General features: G+C 64.3%; 16 protein-coding genes. 8 read left to right on the forward strand and 8 right to left on the reverse strand.

Annotation, left to right across the window (positions count from 1 at the left end; all coding sequences use genetic code 11):
• Positions 1-18: 18 nt before the first annotated feature.
• The 5 genes from ABGX75_RS02480 to ABGX75_RS02500 all read left to right on the forward strand — a co-directional run bounded on the left by ABGX75_RS02480 (position 19) and on the right by ABGX75_RS02500 (position 4,956).
• On the forward strand, positions 19-1,179 hold the full coding sequence (locus tag ABGX75_RS02480) for an FAD-dependent oxidoreductase (protein ID WP_011508540.1): 1,161 nt from the start codon (positions 19-21) through the stop codon (positions 1,177-1,179).
• A 148-nt stretch (positions 1,180-1,327) separates the two neighbouring features.
• Positions 1,328-1,600: an HU family DNA-binding protein gene (locus tag ABGX75_RS02485; RefSeq protein ID WP_011508539.1), complete on the forward strand. Its 273-nt coding sequence runs from the start codon at positions 1,328-1,330 to the stop codon at positions 1,598-1,600.
• An 88-nt stretch (positions 1,601-1,688) separates the two neighbouring features.
• Positions 1,689-2,048, forward strand: a complete 360-nt coding sequence (locus ABGX75_RS02490; protein WP_011508538.1) for a hypothetical protein — start codon at positions 1,689-1,691, stop codon at positions 2,046-2,048.
• 148 nt (positions 2,049-2,196) lie between these two features.
• Positions 2,197-4,398: a YccS family putative transporter gene (gene yccS, locus ABGX75_RS02495; protein ID WP_011508537.1), complete on the forward strand. Its 2,202-nt coding sequence runs from the start codon at positions 2,197-2,199 to the stop codon at positions 4,396-4,398.
• Positions 4,399-4,515: 117 nt separating this feature from the next.
• Entirely contained in the window at positions 4,516-4,956 is a 441-nt protein-coding gene (locus tag ABGX75_RS02500) for a hypothetical protein (protein WP_011508536.1), read from the forward strand.
• Positions 4,957-4,987: 31 nt separating this feature from the next.
• Here ABGX75_RS02500 and recG read toward each other — a convergent pair whose 3' ends face one another.
• Both recG and ABGX75_RS02510 read right to left on the reverse strand, forming a co-directional pair.
• Positions 4,988-7,081, reverse strand: a complete 2,094-nt coding sequence (gene recG / locus ABGX75_RS02505) for an ATP-dependent DNA helicase RecG (protein ID WP_347410807.1) — start codon at positions 7,079-7,081, stop codon at positions 4,988-4,990.
• The gene (locus ABGX75_RS02510) at positions 7,078-7,998 is read right to left on the reverse strand and encodes a hydrogen peroxide-inducible genes activator (RefSeq protein WP_011508534.1); all 921 of its coding nucleotides are present in this window, start codon (positions 7,996-7,998) and stop codon (positions 7,078-7,080) included. Before ABGX75_RS02510 ends, recG begins: the two co-directional genes overlap by 4 nt.
• A gap of 105 nt (positions 7,999-8,103) precedes the next feature.
• Here ABGX75_RS02510 and ABGX75_RS02515 point away from each other — a divergent pair, with 105 nt between their 5' ends.
• Complete coding sequence (locus ABGX75_RS02515) at positions 8,104-8,982, forward strand: SDR family oxidoreductase (RefSeq protein WP_011508533.1); 879 nt, start codon at positions 8,104-8,106, stop codon at positions 8,980-8,982.
• 180 nt (positions 8,983-9,162) lie between these two features.
• On the forward strand, positions 9,163-10,422 hold the full coding sequence (locus tag ABGX75_RS02520) for a PD-(D/E)XK nuclease family protein (protein WP_011508532.1): 1,260 nt from the start codon (positions 9,163-9,165) through the stop codon (positions 10,420-10,422).
• A gap of 2 nt (positions 10,423-10,424) precedes the next feature.
• Here ABGX75_RS02520 and ABGX75_RS02525 read toward each other — a convergent pair whose 3' ends face one another.
• From ABGX75_RS02525 to ABGX75_RS02540, 4 genes are all read right to left on the reverse strand, one after another.
• Positions 10,425-11,687, reverse strand: a complete 1,263-nt coding sequence (locus tag ABGX75_RS02525; protein ID WP_347410806.1) for a PcfJ domain-containing protein — start codon at positions 11,685-11,687, stop codon at positions 10,425-10,427.
• A gap of 203 nt (positions 11,688-11,890) precedes the next feature.
• Positions 11,891-12,415, reverse strand: coding sequence for an RNA 2',3'-cyclic phosphodiesterase (gene thpR / locus ABGX75_RS02530; RefSeq protein ID WP_011508530.1), 525 nt, complete (start codon positions 12,413-12,415; stop codon positions 11,891-11,893).
• 141 nt (positions 12,416-12,556) lie between these two features.
• On the reverse strand, positions 12,557-15,760 hold the full coding sequence (locus ABGX75_RS02535) for a multidrug efflux RND transporter permease subunit (RefSeq protein WP_347410805.1): 3,204 nt from the start codon (positions 15,758-15,760) through the stop codon (positions 12,557-12,559).
• Positions 15,761-15,840: 80 nt separating this feature from the next.
• A complete protein-coding gene (locus ABGX75_RS02540; RefSeq protein WP_347410804.1) occupies positions 15,841-17,022 on the reverse strand; it encodes an efflux RND transporter periplasmic adaptor subunit in 1,182 nt (393 codons plus the stop codon).
• A 366-nt stretch (positions 17,023-17,388) separates the two neighbouring features.
• On the opposite strand from ABGX75_RS02540, the gene ABGX75_RS02545 reads away from it, so the two are divergent.
• A complete protein-coding gene (locus ABGX75_RS02545) occupies positions 17,389-18,357 on the forward strand; it encodes an AraC family transcriptional regulator (protein ID WP_347410803.1) in 969 nt (322 codons plus the stop codon).
• 37 nt (positions 18,358-18,394) lie between these two features.
• On the opposite strand, the gene ABGX75_RS02550 is transcribed toward ABGX75_RS02545, so the two are convergent.
• Both ABGX75_RS02550 and spoT read right to left on the reverse strand, forming a co-directional pair.
• A complete protein-coding gene (locus ABGX75_RS02550) occupies positions 18,395-18,784 on the reverse strand; it encodes a RidA family protein (RefSeq protein ID WP_011508526.1) in 390 nt (129 codons plus the stop codon).
• Between the two features lie 149 nt (positions 18,785-18,933).
• Complete coding sequence (spoT, locus tag ABGX75_RS02555; RefSeq protein WP_011508525.1) at positions 18,934-21,069, reverse strand: bifunctional GTP diphosphokinase/guanosine-3',5'-bis pyrophosphate 3'-pyrophosphohydrolase; 2,136 nt, start codon at positions 21,067-21,069, stop codon at positions 18,934-18,936.
• Positions 21,070-21,073 lie beyond the last annotated feature (4 nt).

The following is a 21,073-nucleotide window of genomic DNA, read 5'->3' on the forward strand; positions in this document are numbered from 1 at the left end:
ATCAGTGCGTGAGGCGTTATGAGCGATCCTCTGATCATCGTCGGCAGCGGCATGGCCGGTATGGGCCTGGCGCGCCAGGTGCGCGCCCGCGATGCACGGCGTGCCATCACCCTGATCACCGCCGATAGCGGTGACGAATACTCGAAACCGCTGCTGTCCACGGGCTTCGCCAAGCATTTGCCGCCTGCACGGCTGGCGATGCGTTCCCCTCTCGAGGTCGCCGAGGCGCTGTCGGCGGTGGTGCGTACGCATACCCGGGTCGAGGCCATCGATCCTCGCGAGCGCACGCTTGGCATAGGCGCGGAACGCCTCGCCTACGGCGACCTCGTGCTGGCCACCGGTGCCGCACCCAGCGTCCCCTTCACGTGGGACGCTGCCTTGCACGATCGCGTATTCACCATCAACGACCTCGACGACTATCGCGGCTTTCATGCCGCGTTGTCGCGCCTGGGACCGGGGGCGCGCGTGGCCATCGTCGGTGCCGGCCTGGTGGGGTGCGAATTCGCCAACGACTTGCTGGCCGGAGGACATCGCATTGCCCTGGTCGCGCCCGAAGCGGCACCGCTGGCGCGCCTGCTGCCGCCGGCCCTGGGCCGCGTGCTGGGCGGTGCGATGCACGACGCCGGCATCGACATGCGGCTGGGACGCACCGTTGCGAGCCTGCAGCGCGATGGCGAGGCGGTGGCACTGACGCTCGATGACGGCGATACCTTGCCCGCCGACCTCGTGCTGATCGCCACCGGGCTCATGCCGCGCACCGAGCTTGCCGATGCCGCCGGTCTCGAGACGTCGACCGCGGGCATCCAGACCGACCGTTACCTGGCGACTTCCGCGCCGCGTATCCATGCGTTGGGCGATTGCGCCTGTGTGGCGGGGCTCAATGCCATGTACGTTCAGCCGCTCCAGGCCAGCGCCAAGGCACTGGCGGCCACCTTGACCGGCACGCCGACGCCGGTGGCCTATGGTGCCTGGCCGGTGGTGGTCAAGACGCCGTTGTGCCCGGTGGTGGCCCTGCCGCCACGCCAGTCGCCGGCACGCTGGCGTATCGAAGGCGACGGCAGCGATTTCAGCGCCTTTGCCGAAGACGAAGCGGGGCGTTTATTAGGATTTGCGTTGACAGGGGGCTGCGTACGTCGGAAAGTCGAGCTGGCGCGGGCTGCCCCGCCGTTGCTACCCTAGCTGAAGTCGCCACGCCGGCGGTCGTCGGCTGGCGCCATCATGGGGATAGTGTCAGTACCGTGCCAATGGCGCGGTGCTCATTTCGACCACTGAAAAACAACAAGCGACATCATGGGTGTCGCGTTCGTTGCCAAACCAGGAGGGCTTTATGCGCAAGCCAGAACTCGCCGCGGCTATCGCCGAGCGTGCCGATCTTTCCAAAGACAAGGCCAGTCAGGTACTTAACGTCATTCTCGATGAAATCACAGGCACTGTGTCCAAGGGCCAGGATGTCTCGTTGATCGGCTTCGGTGCCTTCACCGTACGCGAGCGTGCCGCGCGTACCGGCAAGAATCCGCAGACCGGCAAGCCGTTGACCATTCCGGCGAGCAAGACCGTGGCCTTCAAGCCCGGCAAGGCGCTCAAGGACGCCGTGAAGTGAGTGAAGGCACGGAGCGTGCGTGCCATTGCATGGCCCGCGCTCCGTGCGATTTCTCCTTTCCCTTTTTCTTCCCCGTGGCAGGTAGCGCATGAAACTGCGTCTGATGCTGTGGTTGCTGGGCGTCATGCTCAAGCGTGCGCGCCGCCGCAATCCCCGTTTTCGCGACACCCTGGCGACCTTGCAGCGCTTCGACTGGGGGGTGGCCACCGAGGATCTCAGTCTCGCGCGGCATTACCGCATGCGTCCCGATGCGGTTACCGATGCGCCGGGATTGCCCATCGATCTCGACCTCGAACTGCGCTTTCGCGATGCCGCCTCCGGCGTTGCCTTCCTCAAGCGTCCCACGCCACATGCCTTCTTCGAGGGCCTGCGTAGCGGTCGCCTGCGGCTGGTCGGCGACTCGCGCGACCTGGAACGTCTGCAAGGATTGCTCAAGCACCTGCGCTAGCGACGGCTGGACGCGGCTGACGGTGGCGAGCGGTGCCCCTCGTCGAGTCGAGTTCGTTATACTAAGGTCGTAGGCGAGTTCTTCCGCCGCCAATGCTGCGTGGCGACATCGGCCACGCGACGTTCTTGCCATCGCCTTGTCGAGAGATATGCTGCCCACCTCGCTGACTCAACCGCTCAGACGCCTCTGGACCCTGGAGCCCTTCGCCTACAGCCTGCGTGTCTTCATCGCTCTGGCCGGTGCCATGGCGACGTGCTGGTACCTCGACGACATGGGCAAGCTGATCCCGCTGTTCCTGGGGATCATCGCCAGTGCTCTGGCGGAAACCGACGATACCTGGCAGGGGCGCCTGCAGGCGCTGTTGGTCACTCTGTTCTGTTTCGGCGTCGCGGCGCTGTCGGTGGAACTGACGTTTGCGCATCCGCTGGCGTTCGCGGTAGGACTCGGAGTGTCGAGCTTCGCCATGACCATGCTCGGCGCGGTGGGACAACGTTACGCGACCATTGCCACCGCGACATTGATCCTGGCCATCTACACCATGATCAGCCTGGAACAGCGCGGTGGCGTGGCTCTGGGCGAGCTATGGCGAGAGCCCTTGCTGCTGGTGGGCGGCGCGGCCTGGTATGGCGCGATCTCGGTGGTGTGGTGTGCGCTGTTCTCGCGACATCCCCTCAAGCTGAGTCTGGCTCAGGTCTTTCGTGAACTGGGTGTATACCTGAGTCTCAAGTCGGCGTTGTTCGAGCCCTTGCGCGGTCTGGACATCGAGCAGCGCCGCCTGGCGCTGGCCCGCCAGAATGGGCGTGTGGTGGCGGCGCTCAACCAGAGCAAGGAGATGATTTTCCGCCGCCTCGAGGGACAGCGCGGCGGGCGCAAGCTCAATCGCTACCTGCGCCTGTACTTCATTGCCCAGGACATTCACGAGCGGGCCAGCTCATCGCATTATCCGTATGGTGAACTGGCCGAGGCCTTCTTTCATCACGACATCCTGTTTCGCGCACAACGCCTGCTCGATCAGCAAGGGCGTACCTGCAAGGCGTTGAGCCGGGCGCTGCTTCTCGACCGTCCCTTCGATCACGGCCAAAGCGCCCAGGCGCTGGAAGATCTGAATGCCTCGCTGTCCCATCTGCGCGCCCAGCAGCGTGACGAATGGCGCGACCTGCTACGCTCGCTGGCGGCGCTGGCCGACAACCTGGCGACCCTGGAAGACAAGCTGGCGAGTGCCGACAACCCGGATGCGCGCGCCGACAACGAGGACAGCAGCCTTTTCGATCGCTCGCCGCGCGGGCTGGGAGACATCGCGGACCGCCTGCGCTCGCACCTGACCTTGTCGTCGCCGGTGTTTCGGCACGCGCTGCGCTTGAGCGTGACGCTGCTGGCGGGGTATGGCGTGCTGCACTGGATCCATCCCACCCAAGGCTACTGGATCCTGCTGACCAGCGTGTTCGTATGCCGCCCCAACTTCGGCGCCACCCGGCGGTTTCTGCGTCAGCGCATTCAGGGCACGGTGCTGGGGTTGATCGCGGGATGGGCGTTGATCACCTTGTTTCCCGCCGAGCCCATCCAGGCGCTGATCGCGGTAGCGGCCGGGGTGGCCTTCTTCGCCACTCGTGCACGTCATTACACGCTGGCGACGGCGGCGATCACGCTGATGGTGCTGTGTTGCTTCAATCAGGTCGGCGACGGGTTCGGGCTGATCTGGCCACGGTTGTTCGATACCTTGCTGGGGGCCGCGATCGCGGGCCTGGCGGTGCTGGTGATCCTGCCCGACTGGCAGGGACGCGGCCTGCATCGCCAGGCGGCCACGACGCTCGAGGCCAGTGCGGCCTATCTGCGTGCGATACTCGCGCAATACGCCCAGGGCAAGCGCGACGACCTCGCCTATCGGCTGGCGCGTCGCAATGCCCACAACGCCGATGCCACGCTGTCCACCTCGCTGGGCAACGTGTTGCTGGAGCCCGGACATTTCCGCAAGGACGCCGATCTCGGATTGCGCTTTCTGGTCCAGTCCCACACCTTGCTGGGATATCTCTCGGCCCTGGGCGCGCATCGCGGGGCGGCCGGTGCGGCGGGCGCCGACGATGCGGCGGTGATGGCGGCCGGTGAGGAAGTGGCCGATACCCTGGAGCACCTGGCCCGTCAACTGGCGGCGCGGGCGACTGTCGCGGTGCCGGAAGCGGCCCTGATGTCGCATGCCCGGGCGTTGGAAGCGGCGGCCGCCGAGGAAGCCGGCGACGAGCGCCGCCTGCTGCAGACCCAGCTGGCGCTGGTCAGCCGACAGCTCGTCGCGGTGGGCGAGTCGGCGGAACGGCTTTCTGCCCAGGCCTCTCGCGAACAAGGCGATCTGAAGTAAGTCATGACTAACCTTGGCCGAGACGGCGAGAAAACGTAACCGATAGTGCCGTCGAATCGCTCAAATAACAACAAAACGGTTACGTCGTATCGGGGCGAGACGCCTTACTGTGCAGGCATGGAAGATGCCAAGACTCAATTCGCCGCACGTCTGCGCGAGGCCATGCAACAGGCGGGTTATGCGCCCAAGCCGGCCATCCTGGAGCGTGAATTCAATCTGCGTAACCCGGGACGCCCGGTGACGCTGCACGGCGTGCGCCGCTGGTTGCGCGGCGAGACGCTGCCGACCCAGGAAAAGCTCGTGGTGCTCGCCGAGTGGCTGAAGGTGCCGCCGGAAGCCTTGCGTTTCGGTACGCAGGTACGTCATCGCATCCGCGAGAGCGAGCAGCTATGGGAAGCCTTGAGCTACCGCGAGCGCGAGACGCTGGAGGTTTTTGCCAGCCTGCCGCCCAGCCAGCGTGCGATCGCCCGCGAGGTCATCATGGCGCTGGCCAAGGCCGGCAAGTGGGAGCGGCAGGCGGGCCTCCAGACCGACGACGATGAACCGCCCTCATCCTGACGCGCCTTCCCACATGGCCGCGTCCATGACGTCATACCTGTCCGTAATGCCCGGCGTCTTCGCCCAGCCAGCGACGAATCAACGGCGTGGCCGCCTCGGGCGCCTCGTCGAGTAGCGCGCGTGCCAGGGGACTGATGGTGTCGAGCAGGTCGCGATCGCGCTCCAGGTCGGCGATCTTCATCTGCGCCAGGCCCGTCTGACGCGTGCCGAGTACCTCGCCGGGGCCGCGCAACTCGAGATCCTTCTCGGCGATGCGGAAGCCGTCGGTCGTGTCGCGCATCACCCCGAGCCGCTCGCGCGAATGGTGTGACAGCGGCGGATGATACAGCAGCACACAGAAGCTTTCGGTCGCGCCGCGTCCTACGCGGCCACGCAACTGATGCAGCTGCGACAGCCCCAGGCGCTCGGGATTCTCGATGATCATCAGGCTGGCGTTGGGCACGTCCACCCCGACCTCGATCACCGTGGTGGCGACCAGCAGATCGAGCTCGCCGGACGTGAAGGCGGCCATGACCTCGGCTTTCTCGCCGGCTTTCATGCGCCCGTGCACCAGGCCGACCGCCAGGTCGGGCAGAGCCTCGCCCAGGTGGGCATGGGTCGCCTCGGCGGCCTGGCACGTCAGTGCCTCGGACTCCTCGATCAGCGTGCATACCCAATAGGCTTGATGCCCCTCGGCGCAGGCGCGCCGGATGCGCTCGACCACCTCGGGGCGGCGTTCGTCGGGCACCGCCACCGTTTGCACCGGCGTACGACCGGGCGGCAATTCGTCGATCATCGACAGGTCGAGATCGGCATAGGCGCTCATCGCCAGCGTGCGCGGGATCGGGGTGGCGGTCATGATCAACTGATGCGGGGTGAGGCCGCCGGCTTCGCCCTTCTGACGCAATGCCAGGCGCTGATGGACGCCGAAACGGTGCTGCTCGTCGATGATCGCCAAGCCCAGGCGATGAAACCGCACATCGTCTTGGAACAGTGCATGCGTGCCCACGGCGACCTGCACACGACCATCGGCGATGGCCGCCTTGGTGTCCAGGCGCGCCTTGCCCTTGAGCTTGCCGGACAGCCAGCCGACCTCGATGCCCAGTGGCGCGAACCAGTCGCTGAAATTGCGATAGTGCTGCTCGGCGAGGATCTCGGTGGGGGCCATGATCGCCGCCTGGCAGCCACCGGCGATGGCGGCCAGGGCCGCCATCGCGGCGACCACGGTCTTGCCCGAGCCGACATCGCCCTGCACCAGGCGCAGCATGGGCACGGCGCGTTCCAGGTCGTGGCCGATTTCGTCGAGCACTCGCCGCTGCGCACCGGTCAGCGAGAACGGCAATTGGGTCAAGAAACGCGCTTGCAGGCCACGGCCGCCGCCCAGGGAAGGGGCGCTGTCCGTCTGGATGCGCAGGCGTACCTGGCGCAGGCTGAGCTGGTGCGCGAGCAGTTCTTCCAGGGCCAGGCGGCGTTGCGCCGGATGCTTGCCCTCGACGAGTTGCGCCACCGGTGCGTCGGGCGGAGGTTCGTGCAGGTAACGCAGCGACTCGACCAGGCCCGGCAAGCGAAAGCGCTGGCGCAGGCTATCGGGAATCCAGTCCGGCAGTCCCGCATCATCATCGTCGAGGCGCTTGAGGGCCTGCTGGACCAAGCCCCTCAGGCGGGGCTGGGCCAGCCCCTCGGTGGTGGGGTAGATCGGTGTCAGGTGTTCCTCGACCGGGGCGTCTTCCTGACGCAGCAGGCGGTATTCGGGGTGGTAGATCTCCAGCCCCGTGGCCCCGGCACGCGCCTCGCCGAACGCGCGCACCCGCATGCCGCGCACGAACTGCTGCTGCTGCGCGGGCGAGAAATGAAAGAACCGCAGGCTGAGAATTCCCGAGCCATCCTTGAGACGCACCAGCAGGCTGCGCCGTCGTCCCTTGACGATATCCGCGGCGGCGATTTCGCCCTCGACCACGGCCTCGGTGCCGGCGCGCAGGGTCCCGATCGGCGTGATGCGCGTACGGTCCTGATACCGCAACGGCAGATGGAAGAGCATGTCGGCGATACTGACGATACCCAGCCGGGCGAGCTTGGCGGTCAATGCCTCGCCCACCCCGGAGAGTTCGCCGACCGGTGCGTCCAGTGCCTGAGTCTCGGTGCTCATGCCGCCTGGATGCTTTGCTGCTGGCATGCGTCGATGGCCGCGGTCAGGGCATCGATGGCCTTGGGCCGCGGGAAGCTGGCGCGCCAGGCGATGGCCACCGTGCGACTCGGTACGCTATTGGCGAATGGCCGGCTCTCGAGCAGCCCCGACTCGTAGTGCCCGGTACCGATGGCCGACTTGGGCAATACCGTGATGCCCAGCCCGGATGCCACCATGTGGCGAATGGTTTCCAGCGAGCCGCCCTCGGCGATCAGGGTGTTGCTGGGATTGTTGAGCTGGTTGCTGATGGCCGGGCATGCCTCGAGAATCTGGTCGCGGAAGCAGTGTCCCTCGCCCAGCAGCAACAGCCGTTCCGTGAGCAGGTCTTCCTTGGCGATGGCGTCACGCTGGGCCCAGGGGTGCCCCGTGGGTATCAGCACCTCGAACGGCTCTTCGTAAATCGCCTTGGTCAGCACGTCCGGCTCGTTGAACGGCAGGGCGACGATGATGGCGTCGAGTTCGCCGCTGCGCAGTTTGCGACGAAGTTCCCCGGTGAAGCCCTCTTCGATGTACAGTGGCATCTGCGGAGCATGACGCGACAGCTCGGGGATCAAGTGCGGGAACAGGTAAGGCCCGATGGTGTAGATCGCGCCGATGCGCAGCGGACTCGCCAGCTGGTCCTTGCCTTCGGTGGCCATCTCCCTGATGAGGCTGGCCTGTTCCAGCACGCGTTGGGACTGCTCGACGATCTTCTCGCCCAGCGGCGTGACCTGTACGGTGGACTTGGAGCGTTCGAACAGCGCGATGCCCAGCTCTTCTTCCAGCTTCTTCACGGCGACCGACAGCGTGGGCTGCGACACGTAGCAGCGCTCGGCGGCGCGTCCGAAGTGGCGCTCCTGGGCCAAGGTTACGATATAACGGAGTTCTGTTAGAGTCATGATCTGGGCCTGTTCGGGCCTCCTGAGCGGCGCAATGGGTTCACTAAGGTACTCGGTGTCAGGGACTTTTTACCAAGGGACTTTTTACCAAGGGGCTAGGGAAAGGTGAAGAAATCGACTCTGATTATTGGTTGTGGCGACATCGGCATCCAGCTGGGCAAGCGCCTGCTCGAGGCGGGCCAGCGTGTGATCGGCGTCCGCCGTCATGTCGCGCCACTCGAGGGCACGGGCATCGAGCCTCTGGCGCTGGATATCTCCGACCCCGCCGGGCTCGGGCAGCTGCCCGACGCGGATACCGTAGTCTACATTCTGAGTGCCGAGCGTTTCGACGAGAACGCTTACGCCGAGGCCTATCCCAAGGGGCTCAAGGCGGTGCTCGGTGAACTCGAGACGCGTGCCACGCCTCCCCGGCGGGTGTTCTTCGTCTCCTCGACCAGCGTCTACGCCCAGCAGGCGGGCGAGGTCGTCGACGAGACCTCGGAGACGGTGCCCTCGGGCTTCTCCGGCGTGTTGATGCGCGAGGCCGAGCAGGCGCTGCTCGATCATCCGCTGCCCGGCACTGTGGTACGTTTTTCCGGCATTTACGGCCCGGGGCGCGACCGCCTGATTCGCCAGGTCAAGGAGGGGCGCGTCGCGGCGGCGAATCCGCCGATGTATTCCAACCGCATCCACCGCGACGACTGTGCCGGTGTCCTGACCCACCTGATCGCCCTGGCGCAGGACGGCCAGCCGCTGGAGACGCTCTATCTGGCCAGTGACTGCGAGCCGACGCCGTTGCACGAAGTCATGACCTGGATGGCCGGCAAGCTCAAGGTCGAGCTCACCGAGACCATCCAGTCGCCACTGCGTCGGCGTGCCAGCAAGCGCTGCGACAACACCCGGCTGCGTGACAGTGGCTACCGCTTTCAGTATCCCACCTTTCGCGAGGGGTACGAAGACGTTCTCAAGCAGGGCGGCTTCCTGACCGCCACGGAAAGCGCCTGACGACTGACCTCGCCAACCCGCAAAACCATGACAAAGCGCCTGCGGGCGCTTTTCTGCTGTCTGCCGGGCGCGGGCGTTCAGTGTCTTGGCGAGACGGTTCCTGTTCGGGGCGATCTGGCACTGTTCTTTCTTGTGTGAAAATGTAAAGGCCTTGCGTCAAAATGATGGCTCAACCCACACATGAACCATGACGTGATGTCTTCAGAAACGACCGACTTGGCAGCATTGGAGCGTTTTTTCGAGAAACTGGCGTTGCTTCCCCCACCAGCGCCCCCTACGCCCAATCTGTTTTCCGAGGCAGGGCCAGGGACGAACGAGAACCGCCTGTCAAACTTGATGGCCTTCTTCATGGGTGGTTATCCCGGCTCGCCCCGTTGGTTGGCCAAGGCCGTGTTGCATGCACTCGTACGTCAAGGTGGCTTCGATCACGAACACCTACAGCGAATCGACTGGGAATCGGTCACTACCGAGCGGGAAGCGGGAAGCTGGAATATCGAGAGCGAATCGACGAAACGCCTGGATCTGGTGGTTTCGGGACACGACTTCGTATTGGGTATCGAGCATAAAGTGTGGTCGTCCGCGAAATATAACCCGTTCAACGTTTACGACGACTTGCTGAACCGTCGTGCGGCTCAAGTCTACAAGTGCATCCTGCGCCCGGACGATTCCGAGGAGGATGTTCCAGGATATGCAAAAAAAGCAGGTTGGGTAGTGCTGTCCTACTCGGCAATATTGAAGTCGGCTTACGAACTGTATGGGCAAGATGTCGCGGCATTAAATCAGACGAAATGGCAAATATTCTATCAAGAGTTGTTGCAGCATCTCGACGCTATTGCTCACCCGAAGGAAGCAAAGACAATGACGGAAGAAGAGCTGGATTTTTCGCTAAAGCATTTCAACGACCTCTACGAAGCCTCTCAACGTCTGGATAAATTCGAGCAAGAGTTGATGGCGGAAGGCAAAAGCCATATTGCTGCTGCGTTGCAGATAGACACCAGCGAGCTTGGCACCAATAAAAGGTCGGAGGATTGGGGAGAGCAGACAAGGGTATGGCGCTTCTTCCCTCACACTTGGGGTGAAAATAATGGTAAAGGCTCTCAGGTATGCTTGATTTATTACCCGTCAGCAGAGTCAGAAGGCGATGAAAGCATCGGTTTCGAGGTGAGAGCGTATTTGGAAAGTCAGGAGCGTCACGACCCCTGGCTTAAGGAAATCGAGCAGGCATTTTTGAAAATAACGCCTATCACCAAACAGCGGGATTGCACTTGGTATAGGGATGGCTATGGCAATGACACTTGGCCTGAAATCGCAGGGCGCTGGCTGGTTTTGAGTGCTTGGCCCCGCGAGTACACCAAAGCAGGCGCGATGACAGCACTGGGCGATTTGGCTAAGTGGGTGGACGAACACGCCTTTCAGACAGAAACTCATATCGCAGGCTAGGTCTAGTAGTAAGCTGCCAACCACCATTGTATTGCCTTCAGTGACACCTCGCTTGGCGAGGCGTTGCAATAACCGCGTGCTTCTTGCAGCCCCCATTTACCGCCTTGCGGGGCGAGCGCAATGGTCAGCACTTCAGGCGCTTGCATGTGGTAGACGATTACCTGGCGCGCGGCGATTTGTGCCGCGTAACTGCCGATGCAGTGATGCATTCGCTTGCCTTCTTCCAGCAGGGCATCCCAGCTCGTCAGCGCGACGATATCGGCATCGCCGGGCAGGGGCGCCTCAGGATAATCGCCATACTGCATAGCGAATGCAGCGCCACAGTTCTCCCGGCTCAGGGCATTGAAACGTTCCACCAAGTCGTCATGCAGCTGCTGCAACGCCTGGGGGTCGCTTGCGCGGTAGAGCTGGGTGCCATTGGGCGCGAGGCGTTGAATGTCCAGGACCATGCGCTGTAACCAGATGATTTCGTGCAACGGCGCGTCCTGCCCGATCATCTCCAGCAGCTTTGGCCAAGAAGCGGGGAAGCGGTGCAGGAACCACACATGGTTGAGAGTAGGGTGAGTGAGGTGCCTTAGTAGCGCCAAGGCATCGGGGTGTTGCAGGCATTGCCGTGCGGCGTCCAACTGCCAGTTCGTGAGCGGAGTCACTGGAATACGACGCAACAGCCTAGCGAGTGAAGCGGAGCCGGGCAGGCCGATGGTTTCCAATAGCCGGGCGCGCTTGCTGGAAAGCCATGCCGCCAGTTCGGCTTGTTCAATATCCATCCGATGTGCCCAATCGAGGGCGAAGATCAGCAGTAGTGGGCAGTCCACGGCTAGTTGTCGGGCGGAGGTTAGGCAGGCGCATGCCTGATAGAGGGCATAACGCAGGAAAGGTACGTTATTGCCCAAGAATACGAGTTCCGACGGTACGCCCTCCCCGATGATATCGTCCCGAGCGAGCAGCATTTCCAGAGGGATACCGGGCGCTTGGAGAAAGCAGCTTTTCACGATGATGGTGCCTTCGCTGATGCTTCTCCAGGCGAAGGGGCTGGAGCCGCACCAGCCTTGAATCTCAAGCGTCAGTGGATAACCCAGCTGCGCGGAGAGATCCACCGAGCGCCAGTTGGCGTCCTCACCGTGGTGTGTGGACCGACAGGATGGTAAGAGCACCTTTTTCAGGCGTTGCCACGGTAGTAGGGCAACCTTCCTTGAGGGGAGCCGCTCCCAGAGGGAGACGTGCTTCTTATCCTGGCGTCCGTCTTGAGCGAATAGCGGCTTCATCGGAGGAGCTCTGTACGGGAGAAAACCATGGCCGGACTGTACAACACGGCTGCGACAAAACGCGTCGCGAACTTGCCCGTCAATAGCGACTTGCAGGGAAAATTACGCGCTTTGAACAGCATCCTGGCGGATGTTCAGCACTTTCTCCTGGCAGATTTGGCAACGCGTACCGTCATTCTTCTGGGCAATTCATGCTGGTGGTATCAATCGACACCGCACGCCAACGTCCGATAGCGCGAGCCACCATTGTCGAGCTGCGATTCCACCAGGGCGAGACGGTCGAAGCGCCAGCGGATCGGGGTGGGCAGCCGTGACGCCGGTGCCGCGCGGTCGGCCTGGCGCACCAGGCTGACATGCGGGGTGAAGTCACGCTGCGGCGCGGTGAAGCCATGACGGGCCAGCGCCTGCCAGAGCTCGGCATCGAGCGCCATCAGCTCGGGACTCGACGCCTGGCTGCCCGCCCAGACGATGCGGGGCTTGGGGAAATGCCCCAGCCGATCCAGCGTCCACTCGCCCTGCAGCGCCGGCCAGGCCTGCGCGAGGGCGACGAGTGGGGCGATTCGGGCCTCGTCGACATTGCCCAGAAACGCCAGCGTGATATGCATGTTCTCCGCGGGCAGCGGGTAGCCGCCGCAGAGTGGCGCCAGGCGCTGAGCCTCGGCGGCCAGCGCCCGGCGAGTGGTGTCGTCGGGCCACAGGGCGAAGAAGAGTCGGCGAGAAACGGTCACGATGGCGGCTCCCGGTGGGGTTGCCAGCAGGGTGACGCATCAGCCCTTTCTTGCCAACGGTGTCAGGCACGGTCCGCACGAGGCCTGTCCCCACAAGAAGACCCATGGCTGCCCAGGCCGATCGCGCGCATGACATGCCGCTCATGCAGGTTCGTCGCCCTGCCGAGGGTGGCTTTCACCTTCCGGATTGCTTTCACCCTCCATCGTGGAGCCGTGACCCCGATCGAGCGGGCCGGCCAGCTTGCGCAGTGCGACGTAGAAGACCGGCGTCAGGAACAGGCCGAACAGGGTCACGCCGAGCATCCCGGCGAACACCGCGATCCCCAGCGCCTGACGCACCTCGGCCCCCGCGCCGTGCCCCAGCGCCAGCGGTATCACCGCCGCGGTGAAGGTGATCGAGGTCATGATGATCGGACGCAGCCGCAACCGGCAGGCCTCCAGTGCCGCTTCCACCACGCCGTGCCCCTGGAACTCGAGCTCGCGGGCGAATTCGACGATCAGGATGGCGTTCTTGCAGGCCAGCCCGATCAGCACCACCAGGCCCACCTGGACGAAGACGTTGGTATCGCCGCCTGAGAGCCTGACACCGACGAGTGCCGACAGCAGGCACATCGGCACGATCAGGATCACCGCCAGCGGCAGGATCCAGCTTTCGTAGAGCGCCGCCAGTACCAGGAACACCAGCAGGACCGCCAGCGGGAACACCACCAGCGCGGCATTGCCCTGAGTGGACTGCTGATAGCTGAGGTCGGTCCATTCGAAGTCGATGCCATCCGGCAGTACCCGTGCGCCGATATTGGACAGGACGCTCATCGCCTGGGGCGAGGAGAGCACCCGCGGATCGGCCTCGCCGGCCAGGTCCGCCGCCGGATAGCCGTTGAAGCGCAGCACCGGGTCGGGGCCGAAGCTCTGGTGGATATCGATCATCGAGCCGATCGGTACCATGTCGCCCTGGGCGTTGCGGGTGCGCAGCCGGGCGATGTCCTCGACGCTGTCGCGATAGGGGGCGTCGGCCTGGGCGATGACCTGCCAGGTGCGGCCGAAGGTATTGAAATCGTTGACGTAGGTGGAGCCAAGATAGGTCTGCAGGATATCGAACAGGTCGCTCACCGCCACGCCCTGGGTCTTGGCCTTGAGTCGGTCCACCTCGGCATCGAGCTGGGGCACGTTGGCCTGATAGCTGGTGATCGGATAGCTCATGCCCGGCGTCTGCACCACCGCGCCCTGGAAGGCGGTCACTGCCTCCTGCAGCGGGCCGTAGCCGAGGCCGCCGCGGTCCTCGATGAACAGCTGATAGCCCGAACCGTTGCCCAGCCCGAGAATCGGCGGCGGCATGAACGAGAACGCGATGCCATCCTTGAGACCGCCGATCTTGCCGGCGATCTCGGCATTGATCTCCGCCGCGGTGCGGGTGCGCTGATCGAACGGCTTCAGGGTCAGAAACGCCAGCCCGGTGTTGGCGGTGTTGGTGAACTGCAGCGCGTTGAGGCCGGGAAACGAGATGGCGTGTTCGACGCCGTCGGTCTCCATGGCGATGTCCACCACCTGACGCAGCAGGGCATCGGTACGTGCCAGCGAAGCGCCCTCGGGAAGTTTCACGCCGGCGATCAGGTACATCTTGTCCTGCACCGGAATGAACCCTGGCGGCACGATCTTCAACAGATAGCCGGTGGCCCCCAGCAGGGCCAGGTAGACCACGAACACCGCGCCGCGACGGCGCAGGCTCCTCGATACCACGCCCTGGTAGCGCCTGGAGCTGGCGTTGAAGAAGCGGTTGAACGGTCGGAACAGCCAGCCGAACAGGACGTCGATCACCCGGGTCAGGCGATCCTTCGGAGCGTCGTGGGGCCTGAGCAGCATCGCCGCCAGGGCCGGTGACAGGGTCAGCGAGTTGATCGTCGAGATCACCGTCGAGATGGCGATGGTCACCGCGAACTGGCGGTAGAACTGGCCGGTCACGCCGGAGAGGAACGCCATCGGCACGAACACCGCGCACAGCACCAGGCCGATGGCGACGATCGGCCCGGACACCTCGCGCATCGCCTGATGCGCGGCGGCCCGTGGCGCCAGCCCCTGGCCGATGTTGCGCTCCACGTTCTCCACCACCACGATGGCGTCGTCGACCACGATACCGATGGCGAGCACCAGCCCGAACAGGGTCAGGGTGTTGATCGAATACCCCAGCAGCAACAGCACCGCGAAGGTCCCCACCACCGAGACCGGCACCGCCAGCAGCGGAATCAGCGAGGCGCGCCAGGTCTGCAGAAACAGCGTCACCACCAGCACCACCAGCAGTATCGCCTCCAGCAGGGTCTGGATCACCGAGCGGATCGAGTCGCTGACGAACAGGGTGGTGTCGTAGACGGTGCGATACTCCACCCCCGGCGGGAACCGGGTGGCCAGCTCGTCCATGGTGCGGACTACCTGGTCGCGGATCTGCAGGGCGTTGGCGCCGGGCGACTGGAAGATGCCGATTGCCACCGCCTCCTTGCCGTCCAGCCGGGAGCGCAGAGTGTAGTCGCCCGCGCCCATCTCGAGCCGAGCGACATCGCCAAGTCGCAGGATCTCGCCATCCTCGCCGACCTTGAGCACGATGTTGCCGAATTCCTGCTCGGTGGACAGGCGCCCCTTGGCGTTGATCAGGGTGAGGAAGTCGCTGTCCGGCATCGGCTCGGCGCCGATCTGGCCGGCGGAGACCTGGACGTTCTGTTCGCGCATGGCGTCGACCACATCACCGGCGGTGAGACCGTGAGAGGCGATGCGGTCGGGGTCCAGCCAGGCGCGCATGGCGTAATCGCCGCCGCCGAACAGCTGCGCCTCGCCGACACCGGAAATCTTCGCCAGCTGGTCGCGCACGTGCAGGCGCGCGTAGTTGCGCAGGTAGAGGGTATCGTAGCTGTCATCCGGCGAGACCAGGTGCACCACCATCAGGAAGGTGGGGGACTGCTTCTGGGTGGTCACGCCCTGTCGCCTCACCGCTTCCGGCAATCGCGCCAGCGCCTGGCTGACCCGGTTCTGGACGCGCACGGTGGCCTGTTCGGCATCCGTCCCGGGCTGGAAGGTGATGGTCATCTGCAGCACGCCATCGGAGCCGGCCACGGACTTGAAGTACATCATGTCCTCGACACCGGTGATCGCCTCCTCCAGCGGCGTCGCCACGGTTTCCGCGATCTCCTTGGGGTTGGCACCCGGATAGGTGGTGCGCACCAGTACCGAGGGCGGTACCACCTCCGGATACTCGCCGACCGGCAGGTTGGGAATGGAAATCGCCCCCACCGCGAAGATGATGATGGAGAGCACCGCGGCGAAGATCGGCCGGTCCACGAAAAAGCGGGAAAAATTCATGACCACTGGCTCCTGGGCGGTGAGGACGACGCCCACCGCGTCTTGTCATTCCGGGGAGAAAGAAGCGCCTGCAGGCAGTGCTAGGACCGCGTGGCGATGTCGTTGCCGGCGTTCGGCTCGCGCATGGCCACCGGGTTCGGCGTGACTGGCATGCCGGGGGCGAACACCTTCTGGGTACCGTTGACGATCACCCGCTCACCGGCCTTCAGCCCGTCGCGGATCACCACCAGCTCTCCCACCTCGCGGCCGAGCTCCACCTGACGGGGGGTCACGGTGGCGTCATTGCCGACCACGTAGACGAAGCGCCGATCCTGATTGGCGAGCACGGCCTTGCGATTCACCAGCACGGCCTGCTCGAGGTGAGCCACGGGCATTTCCACACGCGCGAACTGGCCGGGCCTGAAGAGGCCATCCGGATTGGGCAGAACGGCGCGATAGCGCAGCGTGCCGGTATCGGCGTTGATCTGGTTGTCGACGAAATCCAGCCGTCCCTGATGGGGGAAGCCCGTCTCGCCGGTCAGGCCGATGTTCAGCGTCAGGGGTTCGTCCCGGGCCATCAGTGCCTGCGTCCCCTGGGCTTCGGTTTCGTTGCTGTCGAAGTAGACGTACAAGGGATCCATCGACACCAGCGTGGTCAGCACCGACTGGTCGGCACTGGCGAGGTTGCCCCGGGTGATCATGGCGCGACCGGTGCGGCCGGCCACCGGTGCGGTGACCCGGGTGTACTGCAGGTCCAGCTCGGCACTGGTCAGTGCGGCTTCGGCTTCCGCTTGCTGCGCCCGGGCATTGAGCGCGGCTGCCTGGCGCTGATCGTGCTGTTCACGGGAGATCATGTTTTTCTGGATCAACTGGCGGGATCGGCCGGCCTCGACCTCGGTGAGCTGGCGCTGACTCTGCGCCTGAGCCAACGATGCCTTGGCGGCCTGGACGCGAGCCTCGTAGGGGCGGGGATCGATACGGAACAGCAGGTCACCCGACTCGACCAGCTCGCCTTCCTCGAAGGCGACCTCGTCGATGTAGCCGCTCACCCGTGGCCGGACCTGTACGGTCTGGGGTGACACTACGCGGCCGGTGAAAGTCTCGCGCAGCGTGACCGGCTCCACCAGGACCGTGGCCACGTCGACTTCCGGAGGCGGCGGCGCACTGGCGGTTTCCGCCCCGCCGCGTGCGTCGCAGCCGGCCATCAGCGCGATGAAGAGCGCCACGCCCAGACCACGGCACAGGCTCGTCTTCGAGACGCGTTTCTTGTCGAGCTTGTTCATTTTTTGACTCCGCGTTGACTGTTCCCGGTCGCGATCCGCCAGGAGGATCTTGTGAGCAAAGCTCGAGAACGGTTTCACCGTCGGGAGGGAGCATGGACACCGGGTATGGACGACCACTGTAGGATTTCGCCACGCACAGGCGTTATCGGGTTACTCGTCGTTGATTGCCCAATCCTGTAGAAAACGTTGATTGGCAGTAAGAGCGGCGTTCGCTCTGCCGGTAGATCGATAGCCGCTTGCCTGTTTCTTCAGAGGTCTTGCCCGATCCTGCAGGGATCGATTTTTGTCATCAAAATGCCGGTTAACTGGCCTATACTCGCGCTTTATCGAAAAACAATAACCGGTCGCCCAGCGAGGAGGTGAGTCGTGAGTATCATTCAACCTGTTTTCGAAACACTGGATGATGAGATCGACCAATTGGCGAATACTCTGTCTCGCCAGATTCAGAAATGGGCGCCGGAAGAGGGGCTGACCACCACGGCGGTGCCCGGACTCGAGCTGATACGCTCCAATTCCTCCCTCAACAACTGTGTAGGCTCGACGGTCTACGACCCTTCACTCTGTCTGATCGCGCAGGGGAGCAAGACGGTATGGCTGGGAGACCGGGAAATCCATTACGGGCCACTGAGCTGCATGGTGTCGGCGGTGCACCTGCCGGTACTGGGCAAGATCACCGAGGCTTCGGCGGAGCGGCCCTACCTGGGGTTGAAGCTCGCCGTCGATGCCCAGGAAGTCACCGATCTGGTACTGGAGCTGGGTGAGGGGCTGAGCGAGATGGAGGAGCGGGGATGCGCCGAGACCGCTTGCGGCCTCGGGCGCGTGCAGGCCGAGAAGGGGCTGGTGGAAGCCATGCTGCGATTGGTGAGCCTGCTCGATTCCCCCCAGGACATCCGCATTCTCGCACCGCTGGTGCGGCGCGAGATCTTCTATCGTGCGCTGGTCGGCGAGATCGGCCTGCACATGCGCAAGTTCGCGGTGGCCGATACCCAGACCCATCGCATCTCGAAGGTGATCGCGGTACTCAAGGATCGCTTCACCGAGCCGCTGCGCGTTCGCGAGCTGGCGGACATGGTGAACATGAGCGAGTCGTCACTGTTCCACAGCTTCAAGCAGGTCACCCGGATGTCGCCGGTGCAGTTCCAGAAAAAGCTGCGACTGCATGAAGCGCGCAGGCTGATGCTGGCTGAAGGGATGGAGGCGGCCACCGCCAGTTTCCGCGTGGGGTACGGAAGTCCATCCCATTTCAGCCGCGAGTACAGCCGCCTTTTCGGCGTGCCGCCCCGCACGGACGTGAGCAAGCTACGCGGCGAGCTGCCGCAGACCGCCCGCGCCTGAGGGTCCGCCCTGCGTCGCCGGAGGGCGGCTGGCGGATTCAGTCACCGATGACCATGACCGCTTCGGCCTCGACCTGGCTGCCCTTGGGAAGCTGCTTGACGCCGACCGCCGCACGGGCCGGGTAGGGTGCCTGGAAGTACTCTTCCATCACCTTGTTGACCACGCCGAAGTTGTCGAGATCGACGAGGTAGAGGTTGAGCTTGACGATGTCCTGCAGCGAGCCGGCCGCTTCCTGGCACACCGCCTGAAGATTGTCGAAGACCTGGCGTGCCTGGGCTTCGAAGTCCTCGGACACGAGCTCCATGGTGTGCGGGTCCAGCGGAATCTGGCCGGAGAGATAGACCGTGTTGCCGGCCTTGACGGCCTGCGAGTAAGGACCGATGGCGGCCGGGGCCTGCTCGGTGTTGATCATGGCTTTGTTACTCATGGCATGGCTCCTTGTCGTTATGCGAAGTGCACGTTGCGATGGACAAAAACGGCGACGCCGCCGCACCCGCGTGAGCGGGGGCGCCGAGCATCGCCAAAACGAAACGACCGACCCGCCGCGACAGGGGCGGCGGATCGGTCGCCATGGCGTTAACTGCGAACGCGGGTGATCTTGCCGACGTGGGGCAGGTTGCGCAGTCGTTTCATGATACTTGCCAGATGCACGCGGTCATGGACCGCCAGCGTCAAGTTGACGATCGACAGGCGTGCGTCGCGTTCTTCGATGCCGATGCGCTCGATGTTGGCATCGGCATCGGTCACCAGGCCGGCCAGTTCGGCGACCAGGCCGCGTCGCGTCTCGACGTGGAGACGCAGCGCCACCGGAAAGTCCTGGTCGATCTGCTGCGACCACTCCAGGGCGAACAGCTTGTCGGGGTCGTCGCGCAGCTCCTGCAGGTTACCACAGTCATGGCGATGCACCACGATCCCCTTGCCGACCGAGAGATGGCCGATGACCGGATCGCCGGGCAACGGATAGCAGCAACGCGCGAAGCTGATCACCATGCCCTCGGCACCGTTGATCACGATCGGTCCGCCGGAATGCGGCGAGGTCGCGACCTCCTCGGCGCTCGCAGGCTCGGTGGAGGCCAGCAGGCGCCGGGCGATGGCATAGGCCATGCGGGTACCGAGCCCGATCGATTCGAGCAGATCATCCTCGTGCTTGAGTTCCAGCTCGTCGAGCACCGCCGCCATGCGCGGCTCGGGCAGTTCCTCGAGGCTGGTCTCGAAGGCGCCCAGCGCACGGTTGAGCAGACGCCGGCCCAACTGCACGGACTCGGTGCGCTGCTGATGCTTGATCGCATGGCGGATCGCCGAACGTGCCTTGGCGGTGACCACGAAATTGAGCCAGGCGAGGTTGGGACGAGCGCCGGGAGCGGTGATGATCTCCAGCGTCTGGCCGCTTTCCAGCGTCGAGGAAAGCGGTGCCAGATGACGGTCGATGCGACAGGCGATGCAGCTGTTGCCGATGTCGGTATGCACGGTATAGGCGAAATCCACCGCGGTGGCACCGCCGGGCAGCTCCATGATGTCGCCCTTGGGCGTGAACACGTAGATATCGTCGGGGAACAGGTCGTTCTTGACGTGTTCGATGAATTCCAGGGAGTTGCCGGCGTGGCGCTGCATCTCGAGCAGGCCGCGCACCCACTCGCGGGCCCGGGCATGGCTGCCGGCGCCGATGGGGCGCTCGGTCTGGCCGGCCTTGTAGAGCCAGTGCGCGGCGATGCCGTTGTTGGCCATCGCCTCCATCTCGCGGGTACGGATCTGTACCTCGATGGGCATGCCGTTGGGGCCGAACAGCGTGGTGTGCAGGCTCTGGTAGCCGTTGGCCTTGGGGATGGCGATATAGTCCTTGAAGCGCCCCGGCACCGGCTTGTAGAGGTTGTGCACCGCGCCCAGGATGCGATAGCAGGTATCCACGTCGTCGGTGATGATGCGAAACCCGAAGACGTCCATGATCTCGACGAAGGGTTTGCGCTGGTCGCGCATCTTGCGATAGATCGACAGCAGGTGCTTCTGGCGCCCGACCACGCTGCCCACGAGCGCGTCGTCGTCGAGGCATTTCTGCAGGCTGTCCTGGATCTGGCGCATCATCGAGCGACGATTGCCGCGCGCCTTGGTGACCGCGCGCTTGATGCGCTCGGCGCGCATCGGATGAATCGCCTGGAAGGAAAGATCCTCGAGCTCGACGCGAATGGTGTTGATGCCCAGGCGGCTGGCGATACGGGCGTAGATTTCCAGCGTCTCGCGGGCGATGCGGCGTTTCTTGTCCGGACGCAGCGCGCCGAGCGTGCGCATGTTGTGCAGGCGGTCGGCGAGCTTGACGATGATCACGCGGATGTCCTTGGACATCGCCAGGACCATCTTCTGGAAGTTTTCCGCCTGGGCGACCGCCTTGTCCTCGAAGGTGATCTGGGTCAGCTTGGAGACGCCGTCGACCAGCTCGGCCACGGGGTCGCCGAACTGACGCGCCAGCGCCTCCTTGGTGATGCCGGTGTCCTCGATGACGTCGTGCAGCATGGCGGCCATCAGGCTCTGATGGTCCATGTGCATGTTGGCGAGGATGTTGGCGACGGCCAGCGGATGCGTGACGTAGGGTTCGCCGGAGCGCCGACGCTGGCCGTCATGGGCCTGCTCGGCGTAATAGAAGGCGCGCTTGACCTGCAGTATTTCCTCGGGCGGCAAGTAGCCGCCCAGCCGGTCTGCCAGATCGTCGATGGTGAACATAGCG

It is taken from the genome of Chromohalobacter sp. (genome assembly GCF_039830575.1).
Classification (GTDB): domain Bacteria; phylum Pseudomonadota; class Gammaproteobacteria; order Pseudomonadales; family Halomonadaceae; genus Chromohalobacter; species Chromohalobacter israelensis.